At 68.9% G+C, this 21,056-nt stretch carries 19 protein-coding genes, 1 tRNA gene and 3 pseudogenes; 15 read left to right on the forward strand and 8 right to left on the reverse strand.

Annotated elements, in window-relative coordinates; translation table 11 throughout:
* Positions 1-2 precede the first annotated feature (2 nt).
* Positions 3-728, reverse strand: a complete 726-nt coding sequence (locus B1H19_RS35970) for a dienelactone hydrolase family protein (protein ID WP_083109053.1) — start codon at positions 726-728, stop codon at positions 3-5.
* Between the two features lie 211 nt (positions 729-939).
* Here B1H19_RS35970 and B1H19_RS40940 point away from each other — a divergent pair, with 211 nt between their 5' ends.
* From B1H19_RS40940 to B1H19_RS35995, 6 genes are all read left to right on the forward strand, one after another.
* On the forward strand, positions 940-1,023 hold the full coding sequence (locus tag B1H19_RS40940; protein WP_359109946.1) for a putative leader peptide: 84 nt from the start codon (positions 940-942) through the stop codon (positions 1,021-1,023).
* 254 nt (positions 1,024-1,277) lie between these two features.
* On the forward strand, positions 1,278-2,375 hold the full coding sequence (locus B1H19_RS35975; RefSeq protein WP_083109054.1) for an ABC transporter substrate-binding protein: 1,098 nt from the start codon (positions 1,278-1,280) through the stop codon (positions 2,373-2,375).
* Between the two features lie 4 nt (positions 2,376-2,379).
* Positions 2,380-3,231, forward strand: coding sequence for an ABC transporter ATP-binding protein (locus B1H19_RS35980; protein WP_083109055.1), 852 nt, complete (start codon positions 2,380-2,382; stop codon positions 3,229-3,231).
* On the forward strand, positions 3,228-4,157 hold the full coding sequence (locus B1H19_RS35985) for an ABC transporter permease (protein WP_083109056.1): 930 nt from the start codon (positions 3,228-3,230) through the stop codon (positions 4,155-4,157). Before B1H19_RS35980 ends, B1H19_RS35985 begins: the two co-directional genes overlap by 4 nt.
* Before the next feature lie 43 nt (positions 4,158-4,200).
* Entirely contained in the window at positions 4,201-5,553 is a 1,353-nt protein-coding gene (locus B1H19_RS35990) for an LLM class flavin-dependent oxidoreductase (protein ID WP_083109057.1), read from the forward strand.
* A 129-nt stretch (positions 5,554-5,682) separates the two neighbouring features.
* The gene (locus tag B1H19_RS35995) at positions 5,683-6,582 is read left to right on the forward strand and encodes a TauD/TfdA dioxygenase family protein (protein ID WP_083109058.1); all 900 of its coding nucleotides are present in this window, start codon (positions 5,683-5,685) and stop codon (positions 6,580-6,582) included.
* A gap of 54 nt (positions 6,583-6,636) precedes the next feature.
* On the opposite strand, the gene B1H19_RS36000 is transcribed toward B1H19_RS35995, so the two are convergent.
* Both B1H19_RS36000 and B1H19_RS41005 read right to left on the reverse strand, forming a co-directional pair.
* Complete coding sequence (locus tag B1H19_RS36000) at positions 6,637-7,197, reverse strand: cysteine hydrolase family protein (protein WP_083109059.1); 561 nt, start codon at positions 7,195-7,197, stop codon at positions 6,637-6,639.
* Between the two features lie 490 nt (positions 7,198-7,687).
* Positions 7,688-8,098, reverse strand: coding sequence for a hypothetical protein (locus tag B1H19_RS41005; RefSeq protein WP_435844053.1), 411 nt, complete (start codon positions 8,096-8,098; stop codon positions 7,688-7,690).
* 1,022 nt (positions 8,099-9,120) lie between these two features.
* Between B1H19_RS41005 and B1H19_RS36005 the strand changes: the two genes are divergently transcribed.
* The 3 genes from B1H19_RS36005 to B1H19_RS36020 all read left to right on the forward strand — a co-directional run bounded on the left by B1H19_RS36005 (position 9,121) and on the right by B1H19_RS36020 (position 14,318).
* A complete protein-coding gene (locus B1H19_RS36005) occupies positions 9,121-10,203 on the forward strand; it encodes an alpha/beta hydrolase (RefSeq protein WP_083109060.1) in 1,083 nt (360 codons plus the stop codon).
* Between the two features lie 457 nt (positions 10,204-10,660).
* On the forward strand, positions 10,661-11,116 hold the full coding sequence (locus tag B1H19_RS40200; RefSeq protein WP_083109061.1) for a hypothetical protein: 456 nt from the start codon (positions 10,661-10,663) through the stop codon (positions 11,114-11,116).
* A gap of 532 nt (positions 11,117-11,648) precedes the next feature.
* Complete coding sequence (locus B1H19_RS36020) at positions 11,649-14,318, forward strand: tetratricopeptide repeat protein (protein WP_159028226.1); 2,670 nt, start codon at positions 11,649-11,651, stop codon at positions 14,316-14,318.
* A gap of 223 nt (positions 14,319-14,541) precedes the next feature.
* On the opposite strand, the gene B1H19_RS36025 is transcribed toward B1H19_RS36020, so the two are convergent.
* From B1H19_RS36025 to B1H19_RS36035, 3 genes are all read right to left on the reverse strand, one after another.
* Positions 14,542-15,141 carry a hypothetical protein gene (locus tag B1H19_RS36025; RefSeq protein ID WP_083109064.1) on the reverse strand — a complete coding sequence of 200 codons (600 nt, stop codon included), beginning with the start codon at positions 15,139-15,141 and terminating at the stop codon, positions 14,542-14,544.
* 98 nt (positions 15,142-15,239) lie between these two features.
* A complete protein-coding gene (locus B1H19_RS36030) occupies positions 15,240-15,533 on the reverse strand; it encodes a winged helix-turn-helix domain-containing protein (protein WP_237289709.1) in 294 nt (97 codons plus the stop codon).
* A complete protein-coding gene (locus tag B1H19_RS36035) occupies positions 15,530-16,186 on the reverse strand; it encodes a hypothetical protein (RefSeq protein ID WP_083109066.1) in 657 nt (218 codons plus the stop codon). Before B1H19_RS36035 ends, B1H19_RS36030 begins: the two co-directional genes overlap by 4 nt.
* A gap of 233 nt (positions 16,187-16,419) precedes the next feature.
* Between B1H19_RS36035 and B1H19_RS36040 the strand changes: the two are divergent.
* The 4 genes and pseudogenes from B1H19_RS36040 to B1H19_RS40490 all read left to right on the forward strand — a co-directional run.
* Positions 16,420-16,980, forward strand: a pseudogene (locus B1H19_RS36040) (MerR family transcriptional regulator); the annotation flags it as partial.
* 324 nt (positions 16,981-17,304) lie between these two features.
* A pseudogene (locus B1H19_RS41010) lies at positions 17,305-17,504 on the forward strand (ATP-binding protein); the annotation flags it as partial.
* A 40-nt stretch (positions 17,505-17,544) separates the two neighbouring features.
* Positions 17,545-18,069 (forward strand): DUF1877 family protein, encoded by a 525-nt coding sequence (locus tag B1H19_RS36050; RefSeq protein WP_083109067.1) that lies wholly within the window; start codon positions 17,545-17,547, stop codon positions 18,067-18,069.
* A gap of 94 nt (positions 18,070-18,163) precedes the next feature.
* Positions 18,164-18,433: an LAETG motif-containing sortase-dependent surface protein gene (locus tag B1H19_RS40490; RefSeq protein WP_083110088.1), complete on the forward strand. Its 270-nt coding sequence runs from the start codon at positions 18,164-18,166 to the stop codon at positions 18,431-18,433.
* A 277-nt stretch (positions 18,434-18,710) separates the two neighbouring features.
* On the opposite strand, the gene B1H19_RS36060 is transcribed toward B1H19_RS40490, so the two are convergent.
* Positions 18,711-19,751: a DUF2599 domain-containing protein gene (locus tag B1H19_RS36060; protein ID WP_083109068.1), complete on the reverse strand. Its 1,041-nt coding sequence runs from the start codon at positions 19,749-19,751 to the stop codon at positions 18,711-18,713.
* A 193-nt stretch (positions 19,752-19,944) separates the two neighbouring features.
* Between B1H19_RS36060 and B1H19_RS36065 the strand changes: the two are divergent.
* Positions 19,945-20,298, forward strand: a pseudogene (locus B1H19_RS36065) (ISL3 family transposase); the annotation flags it as partial.
* Between the two features lie 22 nt (positions 20,299-20,320).
* Here the strand turns inward: B1H19_RS36065 and B1H19_RS36070 are convergent.
* Positions 20,321-20,394 (reverse strand) — tRNA-Ala (locus B1H19_RS36070).
* Positions 20,395-20,642: 248 nt separating this feature from the next.
* On the opposite strand from B1H19_RS36070, the gene B1H19_RS36075 reads away from it, so the two are divergent.
* Complete coding sequence (locus B1H19_RS36075) at positions 20,643-20,849, forward strand: hypothetical protein (protein WP_083109070.1); 207 nt, start codon at positions 20,643-20,645, stop codon at positions 20,847-20,849.
* The last annotated feature ends 207 nt before the right edge of the window (positions 20,850-21,056 follow it).

Raw genomic sequence — 21,056 nt, forward strand, 5'->3', positions numbered from 1 at the left:
GATCACTCCGTGACGGGCAGGCATTCGGCGAGCAGGTCGACGACGTCCTGCCAGGCCCGCTGCGCGTGCCGTGGGTGGTGGCCGACGCCGGGGCGTACGGTGTGGTCGACCGGTGGATGGTGGAAGGCGTGCAGGGCGCCGCCATAGACCACGAGGCGCCAGTCGACGCCCGCGGCCTGCATCTCGGCGGCGAACGCGTCCCGTTGCGCGGGCGGCATGATCGGGTCTTCCGAGCCGACCCCGGCCCACACCGGGCAGCGAATGTGCGCCGCCTCGCCCGGACGGCCCGTGGTCAGAGCGTTGACCGTCCCGATCGCGCGCAGGTCGACGCCGTCGCGCCCGAGTTCCAGCGCGATGGCGCCCCCGGTGCCGTAACCGACGGCGGCGATCCGGTCGGGGTCGGTCCGCGGTTCGGCGCGCAACACGTCGAGCGCCGCGTGGCCGATGCCCCGCATACGGTCGGGGGAGGCGAGCAGGGGGGTGGTGTGCGCCAGCATCTCCTCGGGGTCCGTGAACCAGCGCCCGCCGTTGATGTCGAAGGCCAGCGCCACGTACCCCAGCTCGGCCAGGGCGTCGGCCCGGCGGCGCTGGAAGTCGTTCAGCCCCGGCCCCTCGGGCCCGACCAGGACCGCGGGCCGGCGGTCGGCACCGGCCGGGAGCGCGAGGTGCCCGACCATCGTCAAGCCGTCGGCCGGGTACTCGACCGTGCGTGTGGTAACCGTCGTCATGGGACGGGACTGTAGTGATCGTCGAGCCCGGTCGGGCCGGTGTTCACCGCCGGCAGAAGGTCGATCGACGCCACCCGGAACCCCGGTGCTGCCGCCCCTCCCGCGTCGATTGTGAACGACATGCTGCGCGCGCGTGGCGGGGGAATCAGAAAATGAGACGACGGCCGTTGCCACATTGACGTGGCTGATATTCGCTGTCAGCCTCCCGAGTGTGAGCTTCTCGGAGAACTTCACCGCACGCCTGCACGTCGATCTTCGACGCCAGGCCAGTGCCATCTGTGCCGCTGGCTGCTAGAGCTGCCGACCAGCGTCACCTCCTGAGCGACCCCTGATTCCGGCGCGTTCACCGGCCCGAATCAGGGTGCCTCACCCTTCGCGTTCCCCTTTCGCTTTTCGCCTCTCGGGCGATCTTTACGTCCTCGGGAAGCGGAACAGCGGCTCGGCGACGTCCACCCCCTTCTGCCGCCTTTCACCTCGCCGCGTCGCGTCCGTAGCCGACGCCGTACGCGTGCCTCCCCGCGCCACCACCGACTCGAACAGGACCCCGCCATGAGCTCCCTCAGCCCGCTCACCACCGCATCGAGCCGACGACAATTCCTCACCTTGTTGGGCCTCTCGGCGGTCGCGGTCAGCTGCGGTACCGGGGGTGGCGGCGCGGCCAAGAATCAGACCAGGACCCTTCGCTACCAGGGCTGGGCGGGGTCCGTCATCCTTCCCGAACTGGCCGCGGACCTCGGCTTCTTGGAGGACGTGAAGCTGAAGTGGGTCGGCAACACGATCAGCGGGCCGCAGGACATCCAGTCGGCGGCCACCGGACAGGTCGATTTCGGCGGCGCGTTCAACGGAGCCGTCGTCAAACTCGCCGCGCGCAAGGCGCCCATCACGGCGGTCATCAGCTACTACGGCGTCGACAAGGCCGCCTACAACGGCTTCTACGTCCTCCAGGACAGCCCGATCCGCTCGGCCCGTGACCTGATCGGCAAGAAGATCGGGATGAACACCCTCGGCGCGCACTCCGAGGCGATGCTCGACATCTACCTGCAACGCCACGGGCTGTCACCGGCGGACATCAAGAAGGTCGAGCCGTTGGTGGTGCCGCCGGTCAACACCGAGCAGTCGCTGCGGCAGAAGCAGATCGACGTGGGCGTCCTCGGCGACATCCTGCGCGACAAGGCGCTGCACACCGGCGGTATCAGGCCACTGTTCACCGACTACCAGCTGCTCGGCGACTTCTCCGCCGGTACGTATGTGGTGAACGACCGGTTCCTGAAGGAGAACCCCGACACAGCGCGCACCTTCGTCACGGGTGTCGCACGCGCCATCGAGTGGGCCCGTGCCAGACCGCGCGAAGAGGTCATCGACCGGCAGGTCGAGATCGTCAAGAGGCGTGGCCGCAACGAGGACACCGCTGCGCTGAAGTACTGGAAGTCCTTCGGCGTCGCCGAGACCGGCGGACGCATCACCGACAAGGAGCTCCAGCTGTGGATCGACTGGCTCGCCAAACGCGGTGACATCGAAAAGGGCCAGGTCAAGGCGTCGGATCTCTACACCAACCAATTCAACGCGTACAGCCCGAAGAACAGCCAGAAGCAAGGCCAGAAGGACAAGTCGTCCACGGGCGGGCCCACCTCGAAGAGCGGGAGCTGATCCCATGTCCGCACCCACCACAGCCAAGATCGAGTTCGAGCAGGTGCGCAAGACCTTCCCCGCCAAGAAGGGGAGGGGCCAAGGCCGCGGCCCGGCGCGCGGGGACGGCGAGTTCACCGCACTGGACGGTGTCGACCTGCGGATCGGCGCGGGGGAGTTCGTCGTCGTGGTCGGCCCCAGCGGATGCGGCAAGTCCACGCTCCTGGACCTGCTGGGCGGGCTCGCCCGGCCCACCGCCGGACGCATCCTCCTGGACGGGGTTCCGGTGACCGGACCCGGCCTGGACCGCGGCATCGTCTTCCAGCAGTACGCCCTGCTGCCCTGGCGCACCGCCCTGGGCAACGTCGAGTTCGGCCTGGAGGCGACCGGAGTGCCACGGCGTGAGCGCGCCGCGCGGGCCCGTGAGTATCTGGACCTGGTCGGGCTCTCCGGATTCGAGAACCGTCACCCGCACGAGCTGTCGGGCGGTATGCGCCAGCGCGTGGCCATCGCCCGCTCCCTCGCCTACGACCCCCAAGTCCTGCTGATGGACGAGCCGTTCGCCGCACTGGACGCCCAGACCAGGGAGTCGCTCCAGGACGAGCTGCTGCGCATCTGGCAGCGCACCGGGAAGACCGTCGTCTTCATCACCCACGGCATCGAGGAGGCCGTCTACCTGGGTCAGCGGGTGGCCGTCATGACCTCCCGGCCCGGTCGCATCAAGCAGGTCGTGCCGATCGGCTTCGACTCCCGTACGGAGACGGACGACCTGCGGTCCAGCCCCGAGTTCGCACGGTACCGACACGAGATCTGGACGCTTCTGCACGACGAGGTGACCAGGACCCAGCTGCTGGAGAAGGAGGAGGTCTCGGTATGAGCCTGGCAAGCGAGGCGAGCACTCGGGTCACGACCCCGGAGGAACTCTCCGCGCCGACCGCCGCCACCCCGCCGCCGTCCACCGAGGAGCCCACGGCCGGCCCGCCGAGTGCGCAACCGGGCGGGCCCCGCCCCCACCGCCCGCCCGTGCTGCCCCGGATCCTGCGCGGGGTCCTGGCCGGCGCCACCAAGTCGGCGGCGATCGTCGCCCTGCTCCTCGCCTGGGAGCTGGCGCCCCGCTTCGGCCTGGTGGACCGGACGTTTCTGCCGCCGTTCAGCGAGGTCGCCCAGGCATGGTGGGCGCTGGTGGCCAACGGTCAGCTCGCCGACAACGCAGAGGCGAGCCTGGTGCGTTCGTTCAGCGGATTCGGCATAGCCGTCGCCGTTTCCGTACCGCTGGGCCTGCTCATCGGCTGGTACCGGCCCGTCGCCGATCTCCTCAACCCGTTGCTCCAGGTCTTCCTCAACACCGCCGCGCTGGCCCTGCTGCCGGTGTTCGTCCTGCTCCTCGGCATCGGCGAGACGTCGAAGATCTCCATCGTGGTGTACGCGTGCGCATGGCCGATCCTGTTCAACACCATCAGCGCGGTACGCACCGTCGACCCCACCCTGCTGCGGCTGGCGAAGTCCATGGACCTGTCAGGCCCGAGGGTGTTCCAGAAGGTGATCCTGCCGTCCTCCGTACCGACGATCTTCACCGGTATCCGGCTGGCCGGGGCGTATTCCATCGTCGTCCTGGTCGCCGCCGAGATGATCGGCGCGAAGGCCGGTCTCGGCTATCTGATCAACGCGTCCCAGTACAACTTCGCCATCCCGCAGATGTACGCGGGCATCGTCACCATCTCCGTCATCGGAGTGGCCTTCAACCAGCTGCTGGTGGCCGTCGAGAAGCGGCTCAGCTCGTGGCGCGTCCCCGCGACCGGCTGACGTCCGTATCCGCCCCCGCGCAAGGAACCCGGAGGAGCTCTCCATGCCCCCAGCCAGCCCCCGCCGCCTTCATCTCAACGCCTTCCTGATGAACGCCGGCCACCACGACGCCGCCTGGCGCCATCCGCGCACCCAGCCCGAACGCGTCACCGACCGGCGCTACTTCCAGGAACTCGCGCAGACCGCCGAACGCGGCAAGCTCGACTCGATCTTCTTCGCCGACGGCCTGGCCCTGTGGGGCAAGGTCGAACACAACGCGCTCGGCGGTTTCGAACCGCTCACCCTGCTGTCCGCCCTGGCGACGGTGACCGAACACATCGGCCTGATCGCCACCGTCTCCACCACCTTCAACGAACCCTTCCACACCGCCCGGAAGTTCGCCTCCCTCGACCACCTCAGCGGCGGGCGCGCCGGTTGGAACATCGTCACCTCCGGCACGGTCGACGAGGCCCGCAACTTCGGGCGGGACGAACACCTCGAACACGGCCTGCGCTACGACCGGGCACGCGAGTTCGTGGACGTCGCCACCAAGCTCTGGGACAGCTGGGAGGACGACGCGGTCCTGCTCGACCGCGAGCGCGGGATCTACGCGGACCTCGGCAGGGTGCGGCCCGTCGACCACCGCGGCGAGCACTTCGCCGTACAGGGACCGCTGAACGTGCCGCGCAGCCCGCAGGGTCACCCGCTGCTGGTGCAGGCCGGTTCGTCCGAGGACGGCAAGGAGTTCGCCGCCCAGTACGCCGAGGCCGTGTTCACCGCACAGCAGACCCTCGCCGACGGGCAGTCCTTCTACAAGGACGTCAAGAACCGCCTCGCCCGCTACGGGCGTGCGGAGGACGACCTGAAGATCCTGCCCGGGATCTGCCCGGTCATCGGCTCGACGGAAGCCGAGGCCCGCGCCCTGGAGCAGGAGCTGACCGACCTCCAGGTGCCGGAGTACGGACTCGCCCAGTTGTCGGGGATGCTCGGCACCGACCTGACCGGGCTGCCGCTGGACGGTCCGCTGCCCGCGCTGCCCGAGGAGCGGGACATCAACGGCAACAAGAGCCGTTTCACGCTGGTCGCCGAATTGGCCCGGCGCGACGGGCTGACCCTGCGCGAGCTCATCGCGCGCCTCGGCGGCGGGCGCGGCCACCGGGTGTTCGCCGGGACGCCGGAGCAGATCGCCGACCAGCTCGAAGCGTGGTTCACCCAGGGAGCCGCCGACGGATTCAACGTCATGCCGCCGTATCTGCCGGGCGGCCTGGAGGACTTCGTCGACCACGTCGTGCCGATCCTTCAGGACCGGGGCCTGTTCCGCACCGAGTACACCGGACGCACCCTGCGCGAGCACTACGGTCTGCCGCGCCCCGCAGGCCGGCGTGCCCGCCCCGTCACCGAGGGGCAGCCGGCATGACCCGCCCGGCTCCGACGAACCTCCCTCCGCACCACTCCCTGCCCACCACTCCCTGCCCACCACTCCCTGCCCACCACTCCCTGCCCACCATCCCCTGACACAGCCGAAACCCCCGAAAGGAATACGCACATGAGCACCAGCACAGGCTTCGACATCCGCCGGATCGGCGGCCGCATCGGCGCCGAGATCGTCGGCGTCGACCTCTCCACCGACCTCGAACCGGCGCTCATCGCCGAGATCAACGCGGCGCTGCTGGCACACAAGGCGCTGGTCTTCCGCGGCCAGCACCTGGACGACGCGGCCCAGCTGCGCTTCGCCTCCCTCTTCGGCGAACTCACCACCGCCCACCCCACCGTTCCGTCCGTGGACGGGCAGCCCAACATCCTGCCGGTCGACGGCGACGAGGGCATCCGCGCCAACCACTGGCACACCGACGTCACCTTCGTCCGCACACCCCCGAAGGCGTCGACCCTGCGCAGCATCGTCGTCCCGCCCTACGGTGGCAACACGCTGATCGCCAACTCGGCCGCGGCCTACCAGGACCTGCCCGAGCCGCTGCGCGAGCTGGCGGACAAGCTGTGGGCGGTGCACACCAACGACTACGACTACGCCGCCCCCAAGAACGACAAGGCGGCCGAGCACCGCAAGCAGTTCGTGTCGCGCACATACCGCACCACGCACCCGGTCGTCCGCGTACACCCCGAGACGGGGGAGCGGGGCCTGTTCATCGGCGGCTTCGCGCAGACCATCGAGGGCCTCGGCCCCGCCGACTCCCGGGATCTGCTGCGGATCTTCCAGTCGTATGTGACGCGGCCGGAGAACATCGTCCGGGTGGCCTGGACACCGGGCGACCTCGTTCTGTTCGACAATCGCAGCACCCAGCACTACGCCCCCGACGACTACGGCGACCTGCCGCGTCTGCTGCACCGGGTGACCGTCGCCGGGGACGCTCCGGTGGGCATCGACGGCACCACCAGCCGCGCCCTCGAAGGCGGTGACGCCGAGCACTACACACCTGCCGTGGCCTGACGCGGACGGTCCGTCAGCCGCCGAGGCCCACTGTGCCGGGCATCTGGTCGGCTGCTATCGAGGTGCGATTGTCTTGCCCCATTCGTCGACGGTGACGACATCCGCCCACTGCGGGAACAGTCGCTCGACGAGGACCCGATGCACCTCCGGGTCGGTGTCCAGACAGGCGTCGGAGAGGACGGTGAGGCCGAAGTCCAGGTCGTTCGCCTGGCACACGGTGGACAGCACCACGGCGCTGGTGGCGATGCCGGTGAGCACGAGGCTGTCGATGCCGCGTGCCCTCAGCACCACGTCGAGATCGCTGCCCGAGAACGCGCTCGCCCGTCTCTTGGTGACCACCACGTCGCCCGGCCGGGGCGCGATGTCGGGGTGGATCTCGGTGCCTGGGGCGCCCTCGACGAAGAGGCCGGCCCGTGCGATGCCGTTGAGAGCCCTGTTGCGCGTGCCGACTTCCGGGAAGCCGGGACGTAAGGCGATGACCACGTAGATCACGGGGATATCCGCCGCCCGGGCGCCGTCGATCGCCCTGCGCAGGCGGGGCAGGTACCCGGAGTCGGCGTCGACGATGTCCACGATGGCCCGTTGGACGTCCATGACGAGAAGGGCGCTGGTCATGTCGCCTCCAGGCACGAAGACGGTGCGGCGTGGAAACAGGTCGGATTCCCCATGTCCGGATCCTATGCGACCCGGGTCACGGTGGCGGTGCGCCCTTCGGGAGGTGCCTGGAGAGGGCAACGTCCTCTCCAGGCACCGGACTTCGCTCCTCTAGAAGAAGCCGAGCTTCTTCGGCGAGTAGGACGCCAGAAGGTTCTTCGTCTGTTGGTGGTACAGCGCTCATCGTGGTGCTGACCTGCTGAATCGGCAACTGTGCCTGCTGTCGGCGGAGCATTGGTCCGTGTGTGGTCCGGATCTTGCCCTCAACCATCCGAATGCGGGGGCGACGACTTCCGTGCCGTGCTGGCGCCGCGGTCCACTCCGCCGGCGAAGTAGCAGGCACGATCGCGGCCCCCCTCGACCCCGGGGCACTCAGGCCGTGGCCCACCGCCTCCGTGAAGAGGTCCGCTTCCCGCACGCGGCGGACCACCGGGTCAGCCGGCGGGCGCGTTCACCAGTCGTCGGCGTCGTGTCGGCGGCGGCCGGACCAATCGGGTTCGACGCGCTCCCACTCGCGGGCCCACGCCTGCTCGTCGCGGCGGCCGAGCCTCCGGTGCACCAGCACACTGCCGGCCAGTGCCGCGGCGACGGAGGCGAGCAGGACGGGCCCGGCCGACTCTGCGGCGCGCCCGGCCGGCTCGATGGTGGTCTCGGGGGCGGAGACGAGTTGTCCGGTGTCATCGACCCAGACGTGGACTGGGGTTCCGGACGGTGTGCCGGGGGTGATGGCCAGGTGTCCGGTGTGGGGTTGTGTGACGGGGTGGTGCCAAGATATGGCTACTTGGACCGGCGCGGGGCGGGTGTCATGCTGGCTCGCTTGCTGCGGTGCGGTCGCTGTGGTCAGGGTGAGCGCCGTGTCCAGGTGGCGGTGCGCGGCTTGAGCTGCAGCTGCTCGCCGGGGAGGGAAGCGCGGCCTTGGTGGTTGCCGTAGAGCGGGTTGAGAACGCTGACCTCAGGCATATCGGGCTCCCCGTAGTCCGCTTCGGATGAATTCCAGAAGCAGTGCTTCCTGGTCTGGCGTCAGCCGGGTTCGCTCCAGCGGCGGCAGGCTCGATACGCCGAGTGTGGCGAGTGCGGCTGCTCGGACCTCCGGTGAGGGAGGGTTGGAGGGGCGGGTCATCAGCCGAGTCTGGCGTCCCAGGAGCAGGCAGTAGATCCAGAATTCTGACGTGAATTGTGAGCCGAACGATCGCTCCACGGCCTCTGCCAGATCCTTTGGCCGGTGGGTCCGGACAAGCCGTTGCGTCTGTTCGGCGTCAAGTCCAAGGTAGAGCAGGGCGTCTTGCCATGCCGTGTGTCCGCGAATCCCGAGGATTCCGTCAGGTCCTGCCACCCGGGCATGTGCCCAGCCCCGACGCATGTAGGGAAGGCCGATGGTGTCTTCGAGCACCCATCCGTGCTCCAGTGCGGCCACGGCATCGCTGCTGGTGATCAGGCAGGGTGAGCGTCGCACGCCCTCGCTGTCATTCCCGCAGAGGCTTTCCGCTCCGGTAACCCGGCCGACCCGCCGGGCCTCGGCCCGGCGTCCCGCTCCGGGCGAGCAGCCGGTCGCCCGTACGCCGGACCGACGCGGTGGTTGCTGTGGTGGCGCTGACCATGGACGCACCTTTCCTTGGTGGAACTTGCCGTTCGGTGTGCCAGAGGTCCGGATCGCCCGTCGGGATGCCTGGGGATGGTGACTGTTCAGGGAACGTTCACCAGTAGGCAGCCTGCGGTGAGGGAGCCTGCGAAGGATCGGGCATCCGGTGGGCCGTTGCCGTCTGCCGACAGCCGGTGATGACGTATTTCATGTTTCGGGGTCGGAACCCTCCGGCGGGTTCCCCCTTCAAGGAGGGGGAACCGTTCAGTCCTGCCCTTCGGGGCAGCAGCGCCCGGAGGGCCACGATGAGTCATGCTTCCAGGGGAGTCCACCGGTCTCGCGGCCATCGGCGGGCCTCTCGGGCCAAACGCTGGGCCATCGGGATTGTCGTCCTGGCGGCTCTCGGTGCTGTCGCGTGGCCCGTGATCAACCACTTCAATGGTCAATCGGACCAGAGTGACCAGGTGACCTACGGTCAGCAGGCATCGGGATCCGGCGGGAACGGGGGCGGGAGCGCGGCCAACCCGGCCAAAACGCTGATGCCGACCGGCCCCCAGGCCCACTTCCGGGTGCAAAACCGCCTGCCCGATGGCACTACGACCGGCGTGGTGACGCTCAAAGGCCCCAAGTCCGGGTTCACCGGCAAGGTGTGGGTGTGGGCGCCGAAGCAGTACAGCGAGCCGAAGTACGCGAGGAGCGGTTTCCCGGTGATGGTGGCGCTGCCCGGAGGCGAGGGTTTCCCGTACAACTACTGGATGGGTACCGACCTCAAGCTGCAAGCCACCATCGCCAAGCTGTCGCAGGAGGGGAGGAGCCTGCCCTTCCTGCTCGCCATGCCGGTGCTGAACCCGAATGACAAAAACTATTACGACGGCAGTGACATACCCGGCCAGCCCAAGATGGGCACGTGGCTGACCGAGGACGTTCCCAACCTGATGAAGGCAAATTTCCGCACGCTCAAATCACGTGACGGCTGGGCCTTCATGGGCTCTTCTTCCGGTGGCTTCTCAGGGCTGAAGGCCGTACTGAAGTACCCGGATAGGTTCAAGGCGGTGATTGCCTCCGGACCGGACATCGTGCCGGACTCCCCACTGTGGGCGGGCTACGGAGCAGCGGAGCAAGCGAACAACCCGGAAATTCTGGCCCAGAAATTGATCGCCAGGAAGGGCCCCGACGTCTTCGTCGACTTCCAGGTCGGCACCCTCGAGCGAACCGTGATGCCGAAGGCGGACAAGTTCATAGCCCAGTACGGCCACGGCCCCGTCAAGACGCGTCTGTTGAGGATCCCGGGTGGTGGGCACGACGCCAAGAGTTACGTGAAGGGAATGACTGACAGCGGCTTGCAATGGATCAGCGCACATATGGAGGGGCCAACCGCCGACGGCTGACGGTCATAGGCGCAGTCTCAGCCTCCACAAGATCGCTGCCAGGATCACCTCGACGGCCGGCGCAGGGAGTCCGGCCCGCTGAAGGGCGTTACGGGGCGGATGGTACCGCCCCCGTCGAAGGCAAGCAGGCGCAGCAGCAGCGGTGTCGGCAGCTCCGGATTGCGGGCGACTCCGTCCAGCGCAGATGCGTGGAACGCCACCATGATTCCCCGTTACCCCTGTGTCTTCCTCGGTTGGTCCGCGATCATGATCTCTCGTATGCCCGTCAGGAACCGCCGAACGGCACCAGCTGTCCGGTACCGGGAAACCCGGCCATGCCGAGAGGCATCGGGTCCGTGCCATGCCCGACATCTGTCGGCCACCGTTCCACCCGCTCAGGTCTGGTTGAGACTCATCTCGTGGGTGACGTGCAACGAGATCCAGTCTCCCCGACGAAGACAGCCAGCATAATTCGGGCGTGGACCTGAGAGCTGACCTGGTGCCTCCATCGGTGAGCCAGCAGCGGCTGGACGAGCTTTGCCGTGAGATCGAGCGGATCGCTGAGCTGGTACTCGCCGGAGCCGAGAGCGCAGACGACGAGATCAGTGCCTTCAACGCGAAGACGGGCCACGGCTACGTGGCCCTGGACTTCACCAAGTACCACGGCAGCCGGAGTCTGGGCGAGTTTGCATTGGAGGCTGCCCGGCCAGCTCGGCCCCGGATCGCGGACGTCACCAGGGACGAGCTCGTCGAAGTCGTCCGCAGGATCCTCGCCGGAGGCCCGGGGAGCGACTACTACCTGCGGCTTCTCGAAGCCAACGTGTCGCATCCCCGGGTCAGTAACCTGGTCTTTCATCCCCCGGTGGAACTCCGGGGCGGCTCGACCGAGCAGATCGTCGACGAGGCTCTCAGGTGTCGGCCGATCGCTCTGTGAACGGCCAGGCGGGTCAGCTGGTGGCGTCAGGGGTGCTGCTTGTTGGCGGCGTGCTCGTCACAGCGCCAGGTGCCTCAGCGGAATCGCGTAGGACAGCAACCTGCCGGGGCGGACGACAGGAATCGTCCGCACGACAGGTGAAGATTAGCGGGAGGCGCGACGCTTCAAGGAGGATCTTCAGCGTCTCGCGTGCGTCCCGCCGCCGCTCTGGACTACGCGCGAGGATCGAAGCGGCGGCGACAGTTGCCACGCTGGCGGTGAAAAGGACCCCGGTGGCTCCGGCGAGCAGAGCACCGTCGTCGATCAGGGACAGCACGGACATGGCTGGAGTACCTCCTGGAGTGATCCGGGTCGGCCAACTCCGCCCGGGCAAACCCCATTTGGCTCTACCACCGGGCACGGTAGGTTCGAGGCCGAATAAGCCCGAAGAACTTCGAACACGACGCTGGGGGACTCGGTGGCGGAAGCGGCTGGGGAGCGGTCACCTCGGGACTCGGCGCTGGGAGCACTGAGCGCCGCAATGCGGACTGAGATGACAAAACGGGGATGGAGCCAATCAGACCTGGCCAGGGAGTCCAACGTGCCGGTCAGTACGCTCTCCGGCATCCTCAACGGCCGCTCCGCAGGGCACAGTTCGAACTTCACCATGATTCTGGATGCGCTCTTCCCGGACACAACGAAGGTTGCGGTGGTCGGCAGGCTGCAGGGCAAACAGGAGGCAGAAGTACGCAAACGGCAGTCCGCAGCCCGTCAGACGCTCACTGGGCTGTGGGACGAGGCCACCCGGCGTATCTCGCCCGACGACGGGAGGTCCGGGCGTTCGTCCGCGCGGCCGCGCCCACCGGTGGACCCGCTGGCCCCCAGGCCGGAGGGCACGCCCCCGGGGGCGCGGGGCGGCAGCGTGCCGCCGCGGGTGGACCAGCTCACCCGGCGCGCCCTACTGGGCATCCACGAGGCAATCCCGCTGCCCGCCGGCGCTTCCGCGGATCTCGCGGTCGACCTGCCCCTGTACGTCGCCCGCGAGGCCGACACGCAGCTGCGCGCGGCCCTCACCGGCTTCAGGACCACCGGGGGTTTCGTCCTTCTCCTGGGGGATCCCGCGACGGGGAAGACCCGGACCGCGCACGAGGCCCTGCTCGCCGTCGTTCCGGACTGGAAGTTCGAGGTGCCGGCCGATGGCGCGTCCGTTGAAGCCCTGGCCGCCGGCTGCTCGGCCGACGGCGGGAGTGCTGGCAGTGTGCTGTGGCTTGACGAGTTGCAGAACTTCCTGGCCGGCCCGGCTCCACTGGCCGCCGCGACGGTACGGAGCCTGCTCACCGAAGCCGCACCGCCGGTGATCATTGTCGGCACCATGTGGCCGGACGTCTACGAGCGGCTGCGCGCGGTCGGCCCGGGGCCCGGCAGCGGCGACCGCGGCGTCGACCCGGACGGGAGCCTCCTGGAGGAGATCCGCGCGTCGTCCCGCAACGCGCGCGAGGTACTCGCCATGGCCCAGCGGTTCAACCTCGCGGCATTCCGGCCGGCCGAGTGGGAGCGAGCTGCTGCCGCGGCCGCCACCGACCCGCGTATCGCCCACGCGCTGCGGCACAAAGGCGACTTCAGCCTGCCCCAGGCCCTGGCCGGCGTCCCGGAACTGCTCCACCGCTGGACCACCGCCGACCAGCCATACGGCAAGGCGCTGCTCATGGCGGCCGTCACCGCCCGCCGCGCCGGGCACCGGCTCACCGTGCCCGCCAGCTTCCTGGAGGCGGTGGCGCCCTCGTTTCTTAACGGAAGGCAGCGGGCCGCGGCGGACGCCGCCTGGTTCGATGACGCCCTCGCGTGGGCCTGCGAACCCGTCTTCCCGCACACCGAAATCGCGCTGCTGAGCCCGTACGGGCAGGCCATGGGCCGCGTCGACGGCTACCGGGCCTCCGATGTCCTCGCCGGCCACCTGGACATCAACTGGGGCACCATTCCGCCGGAGGTCTGGCCGGTGATGGTCGCCGCGGCCGACCCGGAAGCGCGCCGGCAGATCGGCTTCAACGCCGAGCAGGCGGGCTACCCGGACGTGGCCCGCGCCGCCTGGCAGGACGAGGCGGAACAGGGCAACCCCAACGCCATGTTCGACCTGGGGCTGCTCGCCTCCTCCGAAGGCAACCCGGACGAGGCACGCCGCCTGCTGACCCCGGTCGCCGAGAGCGGCTATCCGCTCGCGATGTACAACCTCGCTGGCGTGCTGCACGGCCAGGGCGACTTCGACGGCGCGCGCCATTGGTATCGCCGCGCCGCCGAGGCCGGCGAGGTCTTCGCCATGACCAGGCTGGGGGAGTTGCTCCACGCGCTGGGCGAGCGGGAAGAGGGCTTGGCCTGGGTCCGCCGTGCGGTGGAGTACGGCGGACAGCCCGCCATGACCTCCTACGCCCAACTCCTGCACGCCGAAGGCCAGGTCGCCGCCGCCCGCCACTGGCTCGTGCAAGCTGCCGAGCGGCAGTACGCCCCCGCCCGCCAGTTGCTCGCCGCCCAGCTCTACGAGGACGGCGACGTGGCCAGCGCGCGCCGATGGCTGACCATGACGGTCGAGGACACCGCGACATCGAACGTGCATCGCGCGTCCGCGATGCACGCGCTCGGCGAGATGTGCCGGCAGCAGGGCGACCTCGGCGGCGCGCGCGACTGGTGGGAGCGGGCGGCGGATCTGCCGCCGTACCGCAGAGGCAAGGTCAACCCGGCCGGGGTCGTGTCGATGTATGCCCTCGGCCTCCTGGCACATCAGCAGCAGGACGTCTCCACAGCCCGCCGCTGGTTCTCCCGCGCGGCCGAGGCCGGCAGCACCGACGCCGTGTACGCACTGGGCGTGATGGCGGACGCGGAGGGCGACCCGGTGGCGGCCGCCGGGTTCTGGCGGCGGGCAGCGAAGTCCGGGCACGTCGACGCGATGCTTCGGCTGGGTCGGCAGGCCAATCTGCAGGGCGATGTCCCAGCCTGCACCCAGTGGTTCGCCAAGGCTGCTGAGAAGGGCAGCGGCGCCGCCGAGACGGCTCTCGGCATGCTGTTCTCCGAAACGGACCCGGCAGCTGCCCGCCACTGGTTCACCCGCGCCGCCGAGCGCGGAATTCCCCAGGCCATTCACTTCCTGATCAAGGCCCTTGAGCAGACCGGCGACGCGGCGGACGCCAAGGAGGCCCGGCGGTGGCGGGCCGGACTCCCTTCCGAGGCTTAGTGGTCGGCGCCGGAAGTCCTTCGAGGGGTGACGCAGGAACTGGCTCTGGGGGTGTGGCGTCGCAGGGAGCACGGAACCGCGCGAATGAGGATTGCCTTGCTGGTACTGCGTGTTGAGGTGCCTCGGGGAGAAGGGCAGGGCCTCGTTGTGGGCAGCGGCCCGGGGTTTGTCTGGTGCGCCGGTTGCCGCTTGGGTTTCGCTGGGTGAGGTTTGACTGTCCAGGTCAGCGGGTCGTGTGGGTGCGCAGGAGATGGGTGCAGGTTGCGTAAAGGGTGAGAGCTGAGCCGAAGCCGGGCAGCATCGTCCAGAGGGCGTCGGTCCCGGCCAGGGGAGCGAGCAGGGCCGTGGCCAGAGCGATCAGACAGAGCGCGGTACCGGTGAGGTGGTAGGCGCGCAGGCTGAACAGGCGGGCCAGGGGAAAGAAGTGGATACCGACTCCGAGGGCGATGGCGGCGGGGATCAGCTGGGTGTGTCCGAAGGTGCCCAGGAGGCGGACCGCGACGAAGATGCCGATCCACTCGGCGGTGACGACGAGGCCGAAACGGCGCCCGGTGGCCTTGCCCCGGGCCGGGTCGCCTCCGGCGGGGGCGGTTGCCGCGCGGCGGGCGTTCCGGATCGCGAGAGCCGCGACGGTGGCCGAGGTCAGGCCGGCGACGGCGAGGAGGGCAAGGCCGACCGTGGCGGGGAGGGCCGATATGCCGCAGCCGGTCCAGCCGAAGGCAAAGAACGCGAGAATGCCGCTGCCTGCCGCGCGCCCGCGCAGTTCGGCGCGGGTACGGCCGGTCGGGACGGTGGCGGGCCGGTCGGCGGCGATGGAGGTCATGGTCGCATACTCCTTGAGGTAGAGCCGGGCTTGGCCGGTGGGCGCGCATGAGCTGGGGAGTGCGAGCCGTTGGTACGGAAGCCGGTATTCACCGGTCTTCAGGGGCCGAGCAGCGAGCGCAGTGTGGCGGTGTACGTCTCGAAGGCGGCGCGGCCGGAAGGGGTCAGCGCGACGTGGGTGACGGGAGTGCGCCGGGTGTAGGTCTTGTCGATCTCCACGTAGCCGGCGTCCTCGAGCTTGCGTAGATGGGTGGAGAGGTTCCCGGGGGTCATGCCCAGCAGTTTCTGCAGTCGGGGGAAGGTGATCCGGTCGTCGGGGGCCAATGCGGCCAGCGCGATGGTGACCCGTAGCCGGGCCTGGGCATGGATGACCGGATCGAGCTCGGGAATCACGAGCGGCGCCCGGGGGCGGCGGTGCTGCGGAAGCGGTGGTAGCCGGCCAGGGCGAGGAAGCCGCCCCCGCCCGCCAGGGACTGGACCAGGAAGTTGCCGGGGACTCCGGCACATACCGCACCAGCCGCGCAGACCATGCTCCACGCCCCCAAGCCGTACTGCACCTTGTCCTGCCACACCATGCCGCCGGCCAGATACAGCACACCGACCAGCAGCAGCGCCGACGCCGACCACAGCATGGCCGCGTTGTCCGAGGTCAGCCCGTGGCGGATCAGCGTGGTGTTGACCACGGCCAGGCAGCCGAACCCCAGCGTCCAACTCCACCCGTACATGGCGGCGACGGTGCGGGACGGCCCGCTGACTCCCCGGCCGACTCGGAGCGCGTAACCGATCGACACGATCCAGGCAGCGGCAAGCAGCACGGCAGGCACCGCCGCACCGAGCCAGCCGGGGATCACCGGCTTCGGGCCGTGCGCCAGATACGCCGCACCGAATCCGATGAGCCAGGCACCTCCCCACACCGTGAACAACAGAGTGGGATCGGCGTGAACGCGCCGCCGGACGTACTGGTCTTCGGCGGCGATCAGCGCCAGCGTCTCACCGACATTCAGAGCCTGGTCCGGGGCAGGTTTGCCCGTTTGCTTGCTGTCCATGTGTTCCTCCCCCGCATTGGTGCGAGTACTTTGTATCGCAGAGTCCTCTGGGGTAGCAAGCCCTTCGGGGCCGACCACCGGGTCAGTGACAACTTGGCTGACCTCAACGGAGCAGACATATGAGGCACCCGCAGGGTGGCGGGCCGGCTGCTGAGCGCCGCGAGATTCGGGTCCGGAGCCAGATTGACCCTCGACCTTGTGCAGGGACCAGAGTGCCGGGTGTGGAGAACGACATGCGCAGCATTGGCGAGATGGCCCGCGACAGCGGCCTGGGCGTGAGTGCCCTGCGGTTCTACGACCGTGCCGGTGTGCTGGTCCCGGCCTGGGTGGATCCGGTGAGCGGATACCGCTGGTACGAACCCGAGCAGCTCGAAGAGGCCCGGGTGCTGGCCCGCTTGCGCCGGGCCGGGATGCCGCTGGCGGACATCCGGCTGGTGCTGGCCAGCTGGTCCGGCGCGGACCCCGACCTGGTCCGGAAGCTGCTCAAGGCACACCTGCGCCGCATCGAACAAGGGCTGTCCGATGCCCGCAGCGAGTTCTCCGCGCTCCAAGCGCTACTCGATCACAGGGAGAACGTCACGACTTCGCTCCGCATCGCCACCGTCCGGCTGTCCATCGCCGCGCCCGAGCCGGCAGCCGCGCTGGACACGGTCCGTTTCGCGGCGAGCACCGACCCGGAGCTTCCCATGCTCGGCGGGGTCCTGTTCGACATCGAGGGGGAGAGCCTCCATGTCGTGGCCACCGACCGGTACCGAATGGCTGTCGCGCAGGCCAGCGTCTCCGGACACGACGGGACTCCATGAGAACAAGATCAACGGCTCGCCGCAGAGCCGTGACGTCCAAGCCTGTGGGGCGTCCTTGCACGGCAGCACAGGGACGGCAGACGTCGTCGGAGACCTGCTGTCTCACGCCGGTGCGAGGCGGGTCGCTCTGGGTGCCGGTTGACGCGCGGGGCTCGGGTTGCATCAAAGGCTGCTCTCCCTCACGGGACGGTAGACCCGCACGGGGCGAAGAGGCGGGTGTCACGGGCCGGAGCTGTCCAGCCGGGCTGCCGCTGTCAGCCAGGCGCCGCAGCCATAAGATCAGCAATCTCGCTCCGCAGCGCACGAGGTGGGGCATACGAACTCGTCTCCGAGCGGCAGGGCCGGTCGCTGATCATCACCAGCAACCGGGCGCCCAGCGACTGGTATCCCCTCTTCTCCAGCCCCTCGTCGCCGAGTCACTCCTGGACCGGCTCATCAACACCAGCCACCAGGTCATCATGAACGGCCTCAGCTACCGCCCCAACAAACGTCCGAGGAACCCACCGACAAGACCAAGTAGGGAAAACCGGTGGACGTCGTCGGGATACTGCCGTCATGGCCGTCACTCAGCAGCTTGCCCGCATCCCGGCGGAGTATCTCGACTCCTGCCGCCAGTCAGCGAACACATCGCCGGATGGAGATCCCCTCTGGGATCCACCGTCGGTGGACGTCCTCGACCTGGACTGGGCGCCGTTCCTGCTCGAACGGGTCTGCGAGCTGGGAGGTCTCGATGACGTCCATCGGGATGTGCTCCGACAGGCTCTCGACGGCTACACCGCCATCGACCTCGCCTTCCTCAACACGCATCCGCATGCCATCGGCCCCTTCGGGCCGGACCCCACGGCCCTCTCCGCGGCTCAAGTGGCTCGTCTTGCGGAACTGCTCGGGCAGATCGACTTTCCGGCCCTCCTGGCCGCCCTGCCGACAGACGAAGCAGAGGCCGCCTCCTTGATCGGCAACGGCGCGGACAAGATCGTCGGTGGCTCCAAGAAGTACCTGCTGGGGCACTTCAACGCCATGCGCGAGTTCTACCGTGGTGCATCCCAACGGCAGCTTCTCGTCGTGCTCTGGTGGGACTGACACGGACGGCCTCACTGCCGGCTCACGTCAACGGCTGGGGAATTACGTGAACTTCCGCCTGGGGAATTTCGGGGCTCTGACCGCAGTTCCGTGAATCACCCCCAACCCGCGGCCGACACCGACCCACACCGGCAAGCCCAACCCGACCGGCAACCCGTCGACCCCGGCCCCCGAACCGTCCGTCAGCCACTCCGGCGGCTACACCCCCGCCCCCACAGGCGGCCCCAAGGGCCCCGACGGCGACCTCGCCCACACCGGATCCGACACCCCCATCGGCCTGATCTCCGGCATCGCCGCCACCCTCGCGGCAGCCGGCGGCGCCCTGGTGTGGTGGATGCGACGCCGCAACGCAGCACAGGGGTAGCCTGCAACGGCAACGCCTGGCGCAGAAAAGGACCCACCCCCGCGCCCTGGGGGTGGGCCCTTGCATTACCCGGGCTTTCCCAAGAGCCCCGGTAACCCGCAGATACCACGGCGCTCCTGGCCGCGACCGGTGGCGCCCTGCCGTGGCAGAGTGAAACCGGTCGGCGTGACACAGGGCCCACCGCGGGGGATCGGCCACGGTTCATCCCCGTCAGCGCGGGTCTGCACCGGGCCCCACCTCCGATCTCGGGTGGGCCCTTCGCGCGTACAGGCGCCGTCTACCAGTTGCACTTGTGGTTGGTGAGAGGGTCCATGGCCTTCAGCCAGGAGATGTCATCCCGCCACGACTCCAGGTCCCACGAGTAGCCGCCCAGCCAGCCGCCGGACGGCTTGGGAGCCACGAACATCACATGGCAGGCGAACTGCTTGTACAGGGAGCTGTTCTTGGTGTCGGTCATCGCCCACGGCTTGGGCACCCTCGACCACATCTGGTCCCACTCAGCCGGGATGAGGGCCCGCCCGGCAAGGCGGCCCTCGGTAGTGGGCCAGGCGCGGACGACGAAGGTGTCCTCCCAGGAACCGGGGTCACCGGTGAGGGGAATCTCGACACGGGTCTGGTTGATCAGGTTCCCCGGCGAGCCAGGGCCCGCCGGGTCGACGCCGTAGTAACCGGCGCACTGCTTGACACAGCCCTCAACGTTGTTGCCGTCCGGGTTGGAGAAGATGAACTTGCTGCCCCCGAACTTCTGGACCCACTCCCGGTTCTCGCCGTCCCAGGACACATCCGAGGTCGGATAGCCGAAGGCGCCGCTCTCCCAGTGGTAGGCACCCCACACCCATCCGATGTTCCCCCACACGGCGTGCGCGCCGTTCGAGCGGGTGGGGTGCCAGTAGAAGGTGCCGTGCTCGAACTCCTGCCGCTTGCCCTCCCCGTCCGGGTTGGTCAGCTCGTCCCCGACCGGATAGCCGACCTTGGACGTCTCCCAACCCATCTCCTTCCACTTGTCCCGGATCGCCCCCCATACGGGATGCGCGCCGGTTTCGGGAGTCCAGTAGATCGACCCGCCGACGAAGTGGTTGTACCGGCCCCGCCCGTCCGGCGTGGTCTCCTCGTTCGTAGTGGGACAGCCCAGCGGCCCACCCTCGCCGCCGGTCCGGTTGTACGCCTCCAGGATGTCCCCGCCGACCTGGCGGCCGCAGACCTCCTGCGCGGACGCGGCAGGCGCCTGCACGCCCACCACACTCGCCGCGAGCAGTGCGACGACGATCCCCCTGAGTGCCACGCTCGTCCCCCGTGGCAGCCCGGCCCGTTTCTTCACTCAGGTCTCCTTCTCATCGGTTCCCTGACGGAAAGCAAGCGTCAACTATCGCACTGTTGCCGCCAGTTGGGGTACTCCTGCGCCCAACAGACACCCGACCCGGCAGCACAGCATGGTCCAGGCCGTTTCTGATGGCTCTTGCTGGGGTGGTGGATCAGTGCTGCGGTTGGGCAGGTGCGTCTTATGGTGCGGCCGCCCGGAAACCCTCTCCGAGACCGAACACCTCCACCTGAAGAACGTCCGGGCCAACTGCCCCGAGATCGACGCACTCACCAGACACGTCCGGTCCTTCGCGACCATGGTCACCGAGCGCCAGGGCGAGCGCCTGACTGAGTGGCTCGACGCCCTTCGCCAGGACGACCTCCCCAGCCTCCACACTCTCGCCGCAGGCATCGACCGCGACCGTGACGCCGTCATCGCCGGCCTCACCCTTCCCTGGAACTCAGGCGTCGTCGAAGGGCATGTCAACCGCATCAAGATGCTCAAACGCCAGACGTTCGGCCGCGCAGGCTTCCAACTCCTCCGCAAACGCGTCCTGCTGGCATGAGCTGGATACTGCCGGGGCGGGATGGGGCCGACCGGATTCGAACCGGCGTCCTCCCACATGCGGTGAAGGCGCGACAACCACTGCGCTACGAGCCCCACCCCGCTCGCGATCTTACGCGCCACCAGCACTCCATCGCCCCGTATTGCCCAAGATGACTGATTGCTCAGCGTGACAACGCCACACAACCTGAGCCAGAACCGGTTCTCGCGAACAAAGCCATGCCCGGGTGCGCCGGACCCTGCCCGCGGTCAAGGCCGTCAACCTGGTGAACATCCTGCTGCTCTGCTACGTCAACGCGGCCGGCGCGCCGGGACAGGCCATCGCCCGGCCGGATCCCCGACCTGGTGGTGCTGGCGCTCGGCCTGTCCGGTGCGGCGTGCTGCCTGACCTTCTGCTGCGGCCGGTGGCTGGCCCGCTGGACCCGCTGCGACCGGCCCGACGGAATCTCCCTCACCTTCGCCACCGGCATGAACAACAGCAGCGCCACGGCGGTACTGACCGCCGGCTGGTTCTCCCACCTTCCCGAGGTGCTGCTGCCGATCCTCTCCTAGCCTCCTGCAGAAGATCGCGGCGGGAACGGCAGGACTGCCACCCCGGACCGGGAAGGAGCCCCGCACCGGCGGGACCGCGGTGGCCGAGCACCGTCGCCCCGGCGGTGACAGATGTCATCTCAGGGAAGGGTTCGGTGCCCAGGTGAGATGCCCTGGGCTACCCGACCAGGGTAGGTCGTACGCCGACAGCAACGATGTGAAGGACCA

Origin of the sequence: Streptomyces gilvosporeus, assembly GCF_002082195.1 — a bacterium.
Taxonomy (GTDB): domain Bacteria; phylum Actinomycetota; class Actinomycetes; order Streptomycetales; family Streptomycetaceae; genus Streptomyces; species Streptomyces gilvosporeus.